The organism is Pseudomonas sp. KCJK8993 (assembly GCF_046230915.1).
Lineage (GTDB): Bacteria > Pseudomonadota > Gammaproteobacteria > Pseudomonadales > Pseudomonadaceae > Aquipseudomonas > Aquipseudomonas piscis.
Genome location: NZ_JBJJLO010000036.1, coordinates 14,213 through 27,643 on the forward strand (window position 1 = coordinate 14,213; position 13,431 = coordinate 27,643).

The window sequence follows — 13,431 nt, forward strand, 5'->3', positions numbered from 1 at the left end:
ATGGATATCAAACGCACGATCCTGATCGTCGCCCTGGCAATCGTGTCCTATGTCATGGTTCTGAAATGGAACCAGGATTATGGCCAGGCTGCCCTGCCGACTCAGAATGTTGCTTCCAGCACGACCACCCCGGGCTTGCCGGACACGCCAACCGGCACTCCAGCCGCCAATGACGACATTCCGCGTGCGACCAGCGATACCGCTGCCCCCGCCGAAGTGCCAGTGGCCGCCAGCAAAGATCTCATCCAGATCAAAACGGATGTGCTCGACCTCGCCGTCGATCCACAAGGTGGGGATATCGCCCAACTGCGCCTGCCTCTGTACCCACGTCGCCAGGACCATCCGGAAATTCCTTTCCAGTTGTTCGACAACGGCAACGAGCGGACCTATCTGGCCCAAAGCGGCCTGATCGGCAACAACGGCCCGGACGCCAACCCGGCTGGCCGGCCGATCTACTCCTCGGAGAAGAAAAGTTATCAACTGGCTGACGGTCAGGACCAACTCGTGGTCGACCTGAAGTTCAGCAAGGACGGCGTCAACTACATCAAGCGTTTCACCCTCAAGCGCGGCCTGTACGACATCACCGTTTCCTACCTGATCGACAACGAAAGCGCACAACCCTGGACTGGTGCGATGTTCGCCCAGCTCAAGCGCGACGCCAGTTCCGATCCATCCTCCAGCACCGCCACCGGCACTGCGACTTACCTGGGCGCTGCCCTGTGGACAAGTTCCGAGCCGTATAAAAAGGTGTCCATGAAAGACATGGACAAGGTGAACGAGGACAAGACCAAGGCCCCAATCACTGAAAGCGTGCAAGGTGGCTGGGTAGCCTGGCTGCAGCACTACTTCGTGACCGCCTGGATTCCGCCAAAGGGCGAGAACAACCAGGTACTGGCGCGCAAGGACAGCAAAGGCAACTACATCATTGGCTACACCGGTCCTTCGATCACCGTAGCTCCTGGTGCCAAGCTCGAAACCAGCGCCATCCTGTATGCCGGTCCGAAGAGCCAAGCTGTCCTGAAAGAGTTGTCCCCAGGTCTGGAACTGACCGTGGACTACGGTTTCCTGTGGTTCATTGCCCAGCCGATCTTCTGGCTGCTGCAACATATCCACAGCCTGGTGGGTAACTGGGGCTGGTCGATCATCTTCCTGACCATGCTGATCAAGGGCATCTTCTTCCCGCTGTCGGCTGCCAGCTACAAGTCCATGGCGCGCATGCGTGCAGTAGCGCCGAAGTTGGCCGCGCTGAAAGAGAAGTTCGGTGACGATCGCCAGAAGATGTCCCAGGCGATGATGGAGCTGTACAAGAAAGAGAAGATCAATCCGCTGGGCGGCTGCTTGCCGATCCTGGTCCAGATGCCGGTCTTCCTGTCCCTGTACTGGGTACTCCTGGAAAGCGTGGAAATGCGCCAGGCGCCGTTCATGCTGTGGATTACCGACCTGTCGATCAAGGATCCGTTCTTCATCCTGCCGATCATCATGGGCGCCACCATGTTCATCCAGCAGCAGCTGAACCCGACTCCTCCGGACCCGATGCAGGCCAAGGTGATGAAAATGATGCCGATCATCTTCACCTTCTTCTTCCTGTGGTTCCCAGCTGGCCTGGTGCTGTACTGGGTAGTGAACAACTGCCTGTCGATCGCCCAACAGTGGTACATCACCCGTAGGATCGAAGCTGCTACCAAGAAAGCAGCGGCCTGACCTACTCTGTGGATAACCACACAAGACGCCCCCTAGTGGGGCGTTTTGCTATCTGTCACTTTTGTCTGGATGTCTGGTTATGAATGTCCCTCGTGAAACCATCGCCGCCATCGCCACCGCCCAGGGACGCGGTGGCGTGGGCATCGTGCGGATCTCCGGGCCGTTGGCGGCAACGGCTGCCGTGGCCGTCAGTGGCCGTGAACTCAAGCCGCGGTTTGCCCATTACGGAGCCTTTCTCGGCGAGCAAGGTGAAGTCCTGGACGAGGGTATCGCCCTGTATTTCCCGGGTCCGAACTCCTTCACTGGTGAAGATGTACTGGAGCTGCAGGGCCATGGCGGCCCCATCGTCCTCGACATGCTCCTGCAACGTTGCCTGGAACTGGGCTGCCGGCTGGCCAGGCCTGGGGAGTTCAGCGAACGCGCCTTTCTCAACGACAAGCTCGACCTGGCCCAAGCCGAGGCGATCGCCGATCTGATCGAGGCCAGTTCTGCACAGGCTGCACGCAACGCCTTGCGTTCGTTGCAGGGGGCGTTCTCCCAGCGTGTGCATAACTTGACCGAGCAACTCATCGCCCTGCGCATCTATGTCGAAGCCGCCATCGATTTTCCCGAGGAGGAAATCGACTTCCTCGCCGATGGTCATGTCCTCAGCATGCTCGATGCGGTGCGCGATGAGTTATCCACAGTGCTGCGTGAAGCTGGGCAGGGCGCCTTGCTGCGCGATGGCATGACCGTGGTGATCGCCGGTCGTCCGAATGCCGGCAAATCCAGCCTGCTCAATGCCCTGGCCGGGCGCGAGGCAGCCATCGTCACCGATATCGCCGGCACTACCCGGGACATCCTGCGCGAACATATCCACATCGATGGCATGCCACTGCATGTGGTGGATACTGCCGGACTGCGGGATACCGAGGACCAGGTGGAAAAGATCGGTGTCGAACGAGCCCTCAAAGCCATCAGTGAAGCGGATCGGGTGTTGCTGGTTGTGGATGCCACTGCCGCCGAGGCCGCGGATCCTTTCGCCTTGTGGCCCGAATTCCTGCAACAGCGGCCGGATCCGGCCAAGGTCACCCTGATTCGCAACAAGGCCGACCTGAGCGGCGAACCCATCGCCCTGGAAACCTGCGAGGACGGTCATGTCACCATCAGCCTCAGTGCAAAGGCCGCAGGCTCGGGCCTGGAGTTGTTGCGCGAACACCTGAAAGCTTGCATGGGTTATGAACAGACGTCGGAAAGCAGCTTCAGTGCCCGCCGCCGACACCTCGAGGCCCTGCGCTACGCCAGTGCCGCGCTGGAGCATGGCCATGCCCAGCTGACCCTGGCCGGTGCCGGCGAACTGCTGGCCGAGGATCTGCGCCAGGCCCAGCAGTCCCTGGGGGAAATTACCGGGGCTTTCAGTTCCGATGATCTGCTGGGGCGGATCTTCTCCAGCTTCTGTATCGGCAAATAACCTGACGTCCACCGGGCTCCATCAAGGTCTACTAAAACCCTTGAAACCCGCATGAATACTAGGCTTCTTGCGCTGAAACACCCTGAACGCCGTCTGTTTTTATGTCCAAGTAGCGGTTTTGGCCCGAGCCATCCTCTACTTGGACATACGGGAGGAAGAAGGAACAAGGTTTCGATGCTGAGGCCGGTCAGGTGCGCGGCTTGCTCAAGCGCATATTTGACTACGCGCTGACCTGCGGTCTGATTCAGGCCAACCCCGTGACGGCCTTGCCAACGCTGCAGGCCTGGTCCGACACCATCGACTCGTTAGTGCCTACCGCAAATTGGATTGTTTTACGGGAATGAATGATTGGCATCTGGCAGTGCCGTTGATTGACAAGGGCATTGGAGATGTCAGACCGCATCCCACGGCGCGTCACGCCAGCGTTCCAGTAAGAAGTCGCCGAATACCGTCAGCCGACGCGGCACGGGTTCGCGCCGAGCCCGCACGAGACTGATCTGCGAGGGGGTGGCTTCCCATTGTGGCAAGACACGCACTAGGCGTCCGTCGCGCAGTTCTTCGTAAATATCCCAGGTTTCACGCAGTGAGATGCCCAACCCGGCCAGACACCATGCATGCAGCACGTCGCCGCTATCGCTGGATAAGGTTCCCTTGACTGCAACGGGCTTGTCCCTGCGGCCGTTGTGCAGCGGCCAGGTGTTCTGCAGCAGCCCCGGATAGGCGAACACCAGGCAGTTATGCAGCGCCAACTCTTCTGGCTGCATGGGTTGTCCGTGCACTTTTAGATAGGCAGGCGATGCTGCCAGGATGCGCCGATTGTCAGTCATGCGTCGCGCCACCAGCCGCGAATCGGTTAGTTCGCCCATGCGAATCGCCAAGTCCAGATCGCCGCTATACAGGTCCTGTACCTGGTCGGACAGACGCAGGTCGAAGCCGACGCGGGGATGCTGGCGACAAAAATCGTGGATCGCCGAGGCCACGAACTTTCGACCGAAGGGCGTGGGGGCCGTCAAGCGGATGGTGCCGCTCAGCTCCTGGCTGCCACCAGTCGCCAGTTCCTGCACCTCTTCCAATATCCCAAGGGCAACCCGCGCCCGCTGAGCGATGGCCCGGCCTTCGCTGGTGATACGCAGGTTGCGGGTGTTCCGCTCAAACAGCGTGGTGCCCAGCGCCTGTTCCAGCCGGGCGATCTGCTTGCTCACCGTCTTGGGCGCCAGGTGCAGGCTGCGTGCGGCGGCGGAAAAGCTGTGGTGCTCCACCACACGCACGAACACCGCCAAGTCATCCAGATTTCGAAGTGCCATTTGGGTAATTTCAGGGAAAGTCTTTGTCTATTCTGGTCATTTAAAGAATATAGCAAGGCCACCAGAATGACACGCCTATCCCCTTGCTGTCGGGGCACACCTCATTCCGAAGCGCGCCCTGATGCACATCCCATGAGGAATAACCGATGACCCAACGCATTCTTTTTGTCCTGACCAACCATGACCGCAAAGGGCCGGCAAATGTTGCCGATGCTGCGCCCAGCGGGTTCTATCTTTCCGAAGTGACGCACCCGTACGAGGTCTTGAGCGCTGCTGGCTACGACATTGATTTCACCAGCCCCCGGGGAGGCAAGACGCACGTCGATGGGCTAAATCTGGACGATCCGGTCAATGCCGCATTCTGGAACAATGCGGCGCTGCGAGGTGCCACTGAGAGCACCTTGGCACCAGCGCAAGTCGATCCTGATGCCTACGCTGCGGTCTTTTACGCTGGCGGTCACGCTACGATGTGGGATTTCCCTGACAGCAGCGAAATAGCCGCCATCGCGGCACGCATTTACGAGCGTGGCGGAGTGGTCGCAGCTGTGTGCCATGGGCCGGCGGGGCTGGTGAATCTCAAACTGTTCAACGGCCGCTATCTGGTCGAGGGCAAGGACGTGTCGGCCTTCACCAACGACGAAGAACGTGCGGTCGGCCTGTACGACACCGTGCCGTTCCTGCTGGCCGATGCCTTGGAGGAGCGCGGTGCCCGGCATATTTCAGCACCGAACTTCCTGGCCCAGGTGGTGGTCAGCGAGCGCCTGGTAACGGGCCAGAACCCGGCCTCTGCCAAGGGCGTGGCCGAGGCGATGCTGCCGTTGTTGGCAGAGCGGACCTGAGCCATGGCTGAGCGCGGGCCCTTCGTCATCCAGGTCTTCGCACAAGGCCCGGTTGAAGGCCGCCCTCGACTCGTACCCGGCACGCAACGCCACAAACCCGGAGCAAAACATGCAGCATGTGGATGCCCGTGGCCCGAGTAGCGCGAGCATCCACGCTGGAGTTTGTCGCCGGTCACCACCGTTATGCCCGGCCGAATGAAGCCTGTTCCGAAGCTCAACCCCAGGACCTGCGTGTCGCCACCTTCGAATCGCCCGCCGTTTCGACCCAGGACACTCTAGAGGTTGAAGCCGAAAGCTTGAACGACACCCTCTCGACGAGCCAATCGCTGCCAGGCAATGACATGGCCAGCGCCAGAAGTACTGGCTGGTCCTGGCCATTGTCATGCTGGGGTTCAAGGTCGCCTGGTAAACGCCCCGAGTAACCCGCTCCAATCATCACGTCGTGTTATCCACAGACAGGCTTGTACAGCCTGTCTGTCTATCCTCCTCCCTGATCGATGTGCTGTAGCCATTGAGGACACAGCAAGGCCGACCTGTACCTGGATTTCCCTGGAAGCAGGTGTTTTCTGTGGATTAAGCCCTGTGAATAACTATCCTTCAGCACAGTTGATAACCCGGCCTCAAAGCTGAGGAGAATTGCCTCTGTGGATAATCGGCACATTAATCCACAGGCTTAAACCGGTTATCCAATGGCCTCCGTAGCACCTAACCACAGAGTTTAAAATCTCTGTACACCTTTAAAATAAAGGCTTATAGAAATCTATCCACAGATAGGCGAGGCCTAAGAATAAACATAAAAACAAGGTTTTAATAAATTTCTTTCTTTTTAATTTCTATTGTTCGCCAGTCATCCACAAGCTGGTTAAATTTTGTGCAAAGGGTTCTTTAGAAAGGGCGAAGTCCCTATACTTGCCCCCTTGGTCGAAAAACCAACCCAACAACCATTCCTAATTACTCCTACTTGAAGCAGGCACGAGGTGCGTGGTGGATTTCCCTTCCCGTTTTGAAGTGATCGTCATCGGCGGCGGTCATGCCGGTACCGAGGCAGCACTTGCATCAGCACGCATGGGGGCAAAGACCCTGTTGCTGACGCATAACGTGGAAACCCTCGGAGCCATGAGCTGCAATCCCGCGATCGGCGGGATCGGCAAGAGCCATCTGGTCAAGGAAATCGACGCCCTGGGCGGCGCGATGGCCATGGCTACAGATAAAGGCGGCATCCAGTTCCGTGTATTGAACAGCCGCAAAGGCCCAGCAGTACGTGCCACCCGGGCCCAGGCCGACCGCATCTTGTACAAGGCTGCGGTACGCGAGATTCTCGAGAACCAGCCGAACCTGTGGATATTTCAACAGGCGGCGGACGACCTGATCGTCGAGCAGGATCAGGTCCGTGGTGTAGTGACCCAGATGGGCCTGCGTTTCTTCGCCGATTCGGTGGTATTGACCACCGGTACCTTCCTCGGCGGACTTATCCACATCGGATTGCAGAACTATTCCGGCGGTCGTGCCGGTGACCCACCTTCGATTGCCCTGGCACAACGCTTGCGGGAACTGCCACTACGGGTCGGGCGCCTGAAAACCGGTACCCCACCGCGTATCGATGCCCGTTCCGTGGATTTCTCGGTGATGACCGAACAGCCGGGCGATACGCCTATCCCGGTGATGTCGTTCCTGGGTTCCAAGGAACAGCATCCGCGGCAGATCAGCTGCTGGATTACCCACACCAATGCGCGCACCCACGAGATCATCGCGTCGAACCTCGATCGTTCGCCGATGTACTCCGGGGTCATCGAAGGCATTGGCCCGCGCTACTGCCCATCGATCGAAGACAAGATCCATCGCTTTGCCGACAAGGAAAGCCACCAGGTCTTCATCGAGCCCGAAGGCCTGACCACCCACGAGTTGTATCCGAACGGGATATCCACATCTCTGCCGTTCGATGTGCAGTTGCAGATCGTGCAATCGATCCGGGGCATGGAAAACGCCCATATCGTGCGGCCGGGCTACGCCATCGAATACGACTATTTCGATCCGCGGGACTTGAAGTACAGCCTGGAGACCAAAGTCATCGGTGGCCTGTTCTTCGCTGGCCAGATCAATGGCACTACCGGTTACGAAGAAGCTGGCGCGCAAGGCCTGCTGGCCGGGGCCAACGCGGCATTGCGTGCCCAGGGCAAGGACAGCTGGTGCCCCCGTCGCGACGAAGCCTACATCGGGGTGTTGGTCGATGACCTGATTACCCTGGGTACCCAGGAACCGTACCGCATGTTCACTTCGCGGGCGGAGTACCGCCTGATCCTGCGCGAAGACAATGCCGACCTGCGCCTGACCGAGAAAGGTCGAGAGCTGGGTCTGGTGGATGACGCGCGCTGGGCGGCGTTCTGCAAGAAACGCGAGGGCATAGCCCTGGAAGAACAGCGCTTGAAGTCCACTTGGGTTCGCCCCGGTACTGAGCAGGGCGATGCGATTGCACAAAAATTCGGCACACCGCTGAACCACGAGTACAACCTGTTGAACCTGCTGAGTCGTCCAGAGATCGACTACGCTGGGCTGGTCGAAGTGACCGGGCAGGGGGCGGAGGATCCACAGGTCGCCGAGCAGGTCGAGATCAAGACCAAGTACGCCGGCTACATCGATCGCCAGCAGGATGAAATTGCTCGCCTGCGGGCCAGCGAGGACACCAAGCTGCCTGTGGATATCGATTACGCCACCATCTCCGGACTGTCCAAGGAAATCCAGGGCAAGCTGGGCGCGACTCGTCCGGAAACCCTGGGCCAGGCATCACGCATTCCCGGCGTGACTCCCGCGGCCATTTCCCTGTTGATGATTCACTTGAAAAAACGCGGCGCCGGCCGTCAGTTGGAGCAAAGCGCTTGAGTTCACAGGTCACCTCGCAACATGCGGATGAATTATCCACAGGCGCCCGCCAACTCGGTGTCGAGCTGAGCCCGGGCCAGCATGAATCGCTGCTGGGCTACCTGGCGCTGCTGATCAAGTGGAACAAGGCCTATAACCTGACCGCCGTGCGCGATCCCGATGAAATGGTCTCGCGCCACTTGCTCGACAGCCTGAGCGTGATGTCGTTCATCGAGGACGGCCGCTGGCTGGATGTGGGCAGTGGCGGCGGGATGCCGGGGATTCCCCTGGCGATCCTGTTTCCCGGATCCCAGGTCACCTGCCTGGACAGCAACGGCAAGAAGACCCGCTTCCTGACCCAGGTCAAACTCGAACTCAAGCTGGATAACCTGCAAGTTATCCACAGCCGGGTCGAGGCCTTCACTCCAGAGCAGCCTTTCAACGGGATCATTTCCCGGGCGTTCAGCAGCATGGAGAACTTCACCAGCTGGACCCGCCACCTTGGGGACAGCGATACACGCTGGCTGGCAATGAAGGGCGTCCATCCCTCTGATGAGCTGTTAGCATTGCCGGCAGACTTCCACCTCGATAGCGAACACGCCTTGGCCGTACCCGGTTGCCAAGGCCAACGCCATCTGCTGATACTGCGCCGCACGGCATGATTGGGAACACAAGCAAGAATGGCTAAGGTATTCGCGATAGCGAACCAGAAAGGTGGTGTGGGCAAGACCACCACCTGCATCAACCTCGCGGCATCCCTGGTAGCGACCAAGCGCCGGGTGCTGCTGATCGACCTTGATCCACAGGGCAACGCCACCATGGGGAGCGGTGTGGATAAACATGGCCTGGAAAACTCGGTCTACGACTTGCTGATCGGCGAGTGCGACCTGGCCCAGGCCATGCACTTTTCCGAACACGGCGGCTACCAGCTGTTGCCGGCCAACCGCGACCTGACCGCGGCGGAAGTGGTCCTGCTGGAAATGCAGATGAAGGAAAGCCGGCTGCGCAGTGCCCTGGCTCCGATCCGCGAGAACTATGACTACATCCTGATCGATTGCCCGCCGTCGCTGTCGATGCTGACCCTCAACGCCCTGGTGGCTGCCGATGGCGTCATCATCCCCATGCAGTGCGAGTATTACGCACTGGAAGGCTTGAGCGACCTTGTGGATAACATCAAGCGCATCGGTGAACTGCTCAATCCCGAGCTGAAGATCGAAGGCTTGCTGCGCACCATGTTCGACCCGCGCCTGAGCCTGATGAACGATGTTTCCGCGCAGCTCAAGGAACACTTCGGCGATCAGCTGTACGACACCGTGATCCCGCGCAACATCCGCCTGGCCGAGGCGCCGAGCTACGGCATGCCGGCATTGGCGTACGACAAGCAATCCCGCGGCGCATTGGCCTACCTGGCCCTGGCCGGCGAGATGGTTCGCCGGCAACGTAGACAAGCGCGCATCGCAGCCGCCCAGCCAACTTAAGGAATCCCCATGGCCGTCAAGAAACGTGGTCTCGGACGTGGACTGGATGCACTGTTGAGTGGTCCGACTGTCAGCGCCCTGGAAGAACAAGCCGCGCAGGTCGACCAGCGTGAACTGCAACACCTGCCGCTGGACCTGATCCAGCGTGGCAAGTACCAGCCCCGTCGGGACATGGACCCGCAAGCGCTGGAGGAACTGGCGAATTCGATCAGGACCCAGGGGGTGATGCAGCCCATCGTGGTGCGCCCCATCGGCGCCGGTCGGTTTGAAATCATCGCCGGTGAACGCCGCTGGCGCGCCAGCCAGCAGGCTGGCCAGGAAACCATTCCGGCGGTGGTCCGCGATGTGCCGGATGAAACCGCCATTGCCCTGGCGCTGATCGAGAACATCCAGCGTGAAGATCTCAATCCCATCGAGGAAGCACTGGCCCTGCAGCGCCTGCAGCAGGAGTTCCAGCTGACCCAGCAACAGGTTGCCGAAGCCGTGGGCAAGTCCCGCGTCAGCGTGGCCAACCTGTTGCGCCTGATCTCCCTGCCCGAGGTGATCAAGACCATGTTGTCCCATGGCGACCTGGAAATGGGACATGCCCGCGCATTGCTTGGATTGCCGGAAAATCAACAGGTTGAAGGGGCGCGACACGTTGTCGCACGAGGCCTGACGGTGCGTCAGACCGAGGCCTTGGTTCGCCAGTGGCTCAGCGGCAAGCAAGAGCCTGCTGAACCGGTCAAGCCCGATCCGGATATCGCTCGCCTGGAGCAGCGTTTGGCCGAGCGCCTAGGCTCTGCGGTGCAGATTCGCCACGGTAAGAAAGGCAAGGGGCAGCTGGTGATCGGCTACAACTCCCTGGATGAGCTGCAGGGCGTCCTCGCTCACATCCGTTGAAACATTTCCTTGTGTAGCGCGCAGTCGGAAATCACTACCCGGCAGTTGAATAGGGGCTGAACCGCCCCTATACTCTGCGCGCATTTTGTCGGCACAAATTATGCCAAGTCACAGAATTCTGGCAGCCGACCCTTGAGGAGCAAGAGCGATGGAAACCCGCACGCCAAACCGCCTGCCGTTCCATCGCTTGGCGGTTTTCCCGGTTTTACTGGCTCAGTTGGTCATTTTACTGATAGCCGCTCTGGCGCTTTGGCAATGGCGTGGAGTCGTAGCCGGATATTCAGGCCTTTGCGGAGGGCTGATAGCCTTGCTACCCAATGTGTATTTCGCTCACAGGGCATTTCGGTTTTCCGGCGCCCGAGCGGCCCAAGCCATCGTTCGGTCTTTTTATGCCGGCGAGGCGGGCAAATTGATTTTGACGGCAGTGCTGTTCGCGCTGACGTTTGCAGGTGTGAAGCCTTTGGCGCCGCTGGCAGTATTCGGCGTCTTCGTGCTGACCCAGCTGGTCAGCTGGTTCGCTCCCCTGCTAATGAGAACAAGACTTTCGAGACCTTAGGGCGTTTGAGGCAACCATGTCAGCAGAAACAACCGCTTCGGGCTATATCCAGCACCACTTGCAGAACCTGACCTTCGGTCAGCTACCCAATGGGAGCTGGGGTTTTGCCCACTCCGCAGCAGAAGCCAAGGAAATGGGCTTCTGGGCATTCCACGTCGATACCCTCGGCTGGTCTGTCGCACTGGGTGTGATCTTCATTCTTCTGTTCCGCATGGCGGCCAAGAAGGCGACTTCCGGCGTGCCGGGCGCTTTGCAGAACTTCGTCGAAGTGATGGTCGGCTTCGTCGATGGCAGCGTGAAGGACAGCTTCCACGGTCGCAGCCCGGTCATCGCACCGCTGGCTCTGACCATCTTCGTCTGGGTGTTCCTGATGAACGCCATTGACCTGGTTCCTGTGGACTGGATCCCGCAACTGGCGATGCTGATTTCCGGCGACCCGCACATTCCATTCCGTGCCGTTTCCACCACTGACCCGAACGCTACCCTGGGCATGGCCCTGTCGGTATTCGCGTTGATCATCTTCTACAGCATCAAGGTCAAGGGCATCGGCGGCTTCATCGGTGAACTGACCCTGCATCCGTTCGGTAGCAAGAACATCCTGGTCCAGGCCCTGCTGATTCCAGTGAACTTCCTGCTGGAGTTCGTGACCCTGGTAGCCAAGCCGATCTCCCTGGCACTGCGTCTGTTCGGCAACATGTACGCCGGCGAGCTGGTGTTCATCCTGATTGCCGTGATGTTCGGCAGCGGCCTGCTGTGGCTCAGCGGCATGGGTGTGGTTCTGCAATGGGCGTGGGCCGTGTTCCACATCCTGATCATCACCTTGCAGGCCTTCATCTTCATGATGCTGACCATCGTCTACCTGTCGATGGCTCACGAAGAGAATCATTAAGACCAGTCTCGACTAGTCTGATGTCCCTCTCGTTGCGGCGGGAGGGGCCCATCTCGGGCACGATGAAACGATTTGTTTTACCGCTTTAATCTAAAAAACCTAAACCATACGACGTAAAAGTCGGGAGGAAAGATGGAAACTGTAGTTGGTCTAACCGCTATCGCTGTTGCACTGTTGATCGGCCTGGGCGCACTGGGTACCGCAATTGGTTTCGGCCTGCTGGGCGGCAAGTTCCTGGAAGGCGCTGCGCGTCAGCCAGAAATGGTTCCAATGCTGCAAGTTAAGATGTTCATCGTTGCCGGTCTGCTCGACGCCGTAACCATGATCGGTGTTGGTATCGCTCTGTTCTTCACCTTCGCGAACCCCTTCGTTGGTCAACTCGCTGGCTAATCACTCGAGTATTCGAGTTGATTGGTGTGACGGACAACGAACGAGCGAGGTGTTGGCGTGAACATTAATGCAACCCTGATTGGCCAGTCCGTTGCGTTCTTAATTTTTGTACTGTTCTGCATGAAGTTCATTTGGCCTCCGGTCATTGCAGCTCTGCACGAACGTCAAAAGAAGATCGCGGATGGACTGGACGCTGCCAGCCGAGCAGCTCGTGACCTGGAACTGGCCCAAGATAAAGCGGGTCAGCAACTGCGCGAAGCCAAAGCTCAGGCAGCTGAAATCATCGAGCAAGCCAAGAAGCGCGGTTCTCAGATCGTCGACGAAGCCCGTGAACAGGCCCGTGTCGAAGCTGAACGCGTGAAGGCTCAGGCTCAGGCCGAGATCGAACAGGAACTGAACAGCGTCAAAGACGCGCTGCGCGCCCAACTGGGTAGCCTGGCAGTCAATGGTGCAGAGAAGATCCTGGGCGCCACAATCGATCAAAACGCGCACGCAGACCTGGTTAACAAACTGGCTGCTGAAATTTAAGCGAGGGCGATCATGGCAGAACTGACCACGTTGGCCCGACCTTACGCTAAGGCGGCCTTCGAGCACGCTCAGGCCCACCAGCAGCTGGCCTCTTGGTCAGCCATGCTCGGCCTGGCTGCAGCGGTGTCACAAGATGACACCATGCAGCGCGTGCTTAAGGCCCCGCGACTGACGAGCGCAGAAAAGGCCAACACTTTTATCGAAGTGTGTGGCGACAAGTTTGATGCACAGGCACAGAATTTCATTCAAGTTGCCGCCGAGAACGATCGTCTCCTGCTGTTGCCGGAGATCTCCGCTCTGTTCGACCTGTACAAGGCCGAGCAAGAGAAGTCGGTGGACGTGGATGTGACCAGTGCTTTTGCATTGAACCAAGAACAGCAAGACAAACTCGCCACGGTTCTCAGTGCACGGCTCGGCCGGGAAGTGCGCCTGCACGCTGCGGAGGATGCCAGCCTGATTGGTGGCGTCGTGATCCGCGCCGGCGACCTGGTTATCGATGGCTCGATTCGCGGCAAACTCGCGAACCTTGCCGAAGCATTGAAATCTTGAGTTTGAAGG

13 protein-coding genes are annotated in these 13,431 nt (G+C 59.0%); 12 read left to right on the forward strand and 1 reads right to left on the reverse strand.

Annotation, left to right across the window (positions count from 1 at the left end; translation table 11 throughout):
• Together yidC and mnmE are read left to right on the forward strand one after the other, a co-directional pair.
• A complete protein-coding gene (yidC, locus tag ACK6AU_RS13925) occupies window positions 1–1,701 on the forward strand; it encodes a membrane protein insertase YidC (protein WP_409299632.1) in 1,701 nt (566 codons plus the stop codon).
• A gap of 79 nt (window positions 1,702–1,780) precedes the next feature.
• Entirely contained in the window at window positions 1,781–3,151 is a 1,371-nt protein-coding gene (gene mnmE, locus ACK6AU_RS13930; protein WP_185696755.1) for a tRNA uridine-5-carboxymethylaminomethyl(34) synthesis GTPase MnmE, read from the forward strand.
• Between the two features lie 392 nt (window positions 3,152–3,543).
• Here the strand turns inward: mnmE and ACK6AU_RS13935 are convergent, their stop codons facing one another.
• On the reverse strand, window positions 3,544–4,455 hold the full coding sequence (locus ACK6AU_RS13935; protein ID WP_409299633.1) for a LysR substrate-binding domain-containing protein: 912 nt from the start codon (window positions 4,453–4,455) through the stop codon (window positions 3,544–3,546).
• A gap of 146 nt (window positions 4,456–4,601) precedes the next feature.
• Here ACK6AU_RS13935 and ACK6AU_RS13940 point away from each other — a divergent pair, with 146 nt between their 5' ends.
• The 10 genes from ACK6AU_RS13940 (at window position 4,602) to ACK6AU_RS13985 (ending at window position 13,422) form a co-directional block, all read left to right on the forward strand.
• A complete protein-coding gene (locus tag ACK6AU_RS13940; protein WP_185696757.1) occupies window positions 4,602–5,294 on the forward strand; it encodes a type 1 glutamine amidotransferase domain-containing protein in 693 nt (230 codons plus the stop codon).
• 984 nt (window positions 5,295–6,278) lie between these two features.
• Window positions 6,279–8,171: a tRNA uridine-5-carboxymethylaminomethyl(34) synthesis enzyme MnmG gene (gene mnmG / locus ACK6AU_RS13945; protein ID WP_409299634.1), complete on the forward strand. Its 1,893-nt coding sequence runs from the start codon at window positions 6,279–6,281 to the stop codon at window positions 8,169–8,171.
• Window positions 8,168–8,812: a 16S rRNA (guanine(527)-N(7))-methyltransferase RsmG gene (gene rsmG, locus ACK6AU_RS13950; protein WP_185696759.1), complete on the forward strand. Its 645-nt coding sequence runs from the start codon at window positions 8,168–8,170 to the stop codon at window positions 8,810–8,812. The genes mnmG and rsmG overlap by 4 nt, the downstream gene beginning before the upstream one ends.
• An 18-nt stretch (window positions 8,813–8,830) precedes the next feature.
• A complete protein-coding gene (locus tag ACK6AU_RS13955; RefSeq protein WP_185696760.1) occupies window positions 8,831–9,628 on the forward strand; it encodes a ParA family protein in 798 nt (265 codons plus the stop codon).
• A 9-nt stretch (window positions 9,629–9,637) separates the two neighbouring features.
• On the forward strand, window positions 9,638–10,510 hold the full coding sequence (locus ACK6AU_RS13960) for a ParB/RepB/Spo0J family partition protein (RefSeq protein ID WP_185696761.1): 873 nt from the start codon (window positions 9,638–9,640) through the stop codon (window positions 10,508–10,510).
• A gap of 148 nt (window positions 10,511–10,658) precedes the next feature.
• Window positions 10,659–11,066 carry a F0F1 ATP synthase subunit I gene (locus ACK6AU_RS13965; RefSeq protein ID WP_016964883.1) on the forward strand — a complete coding sequence of 136 codons (408 nt, stop codon included), beginning with the start codon at window positions 10,659–10,661 and terminating at the stop codon, window positions 11,064–11,066.
• A gap of 16 nt (window positions 11,067–11,082) precedes the next feature.
• A complete protein-coding gene (gene atpB / locus ACK6AU_RS13970) occupies window positions 11,083–11,955 on the forward strand; it encodes a F0F1 ATP synthase subunit A (RefSeq protein ID WP_053137789.1) in 873 nt (290 codons plus the stop codon).
• A gap of 132 nt (window positions 11,956–12,087) precedes the next feature.
• On the forward strand, window positions 12,088–12,345 hold the full coding sequence (atpE, locus tag ACK6AU_RS13975) for a F0F1 ATP synthase subunit C (RefSeq protein WP_002555987.1): 258 nt from the start codon (window positions 12,088–12,090) through the stop codon (window positions 12,343–12,345).
• A gap of 57 nt (window positions 12,346–12,402) precedes the next feature.
• Window positions 12,403–12,873 (forward strand): F0F1 ATP synthase subunit B, encoded by a 471-nt coding sequence (locus ACK6AU_RS13980; RefSeq protein WP_185696762.1) that lies wholly within the window; start codon window positions 12,403–12,405, stop codon window positions 12,871–12,873.
• A gap of 12 nt (window positions 12,874–12,885) precedes the next feature.
• Window positions 12,886–13,422 (forward strand): F0F1 ATP synthase subunit delta, encoded by a 537-nt coding sequence (locus ACK6AU_RS13985; protein ID WP_185696763.1) that lies wholly within the window; start codon window positions 12,886–12,888, stop codon window positions 13,420–13,422.
• The last annotated feature ends 9 nt before the right edge of the window (window positions 13,423–13,431 follow it).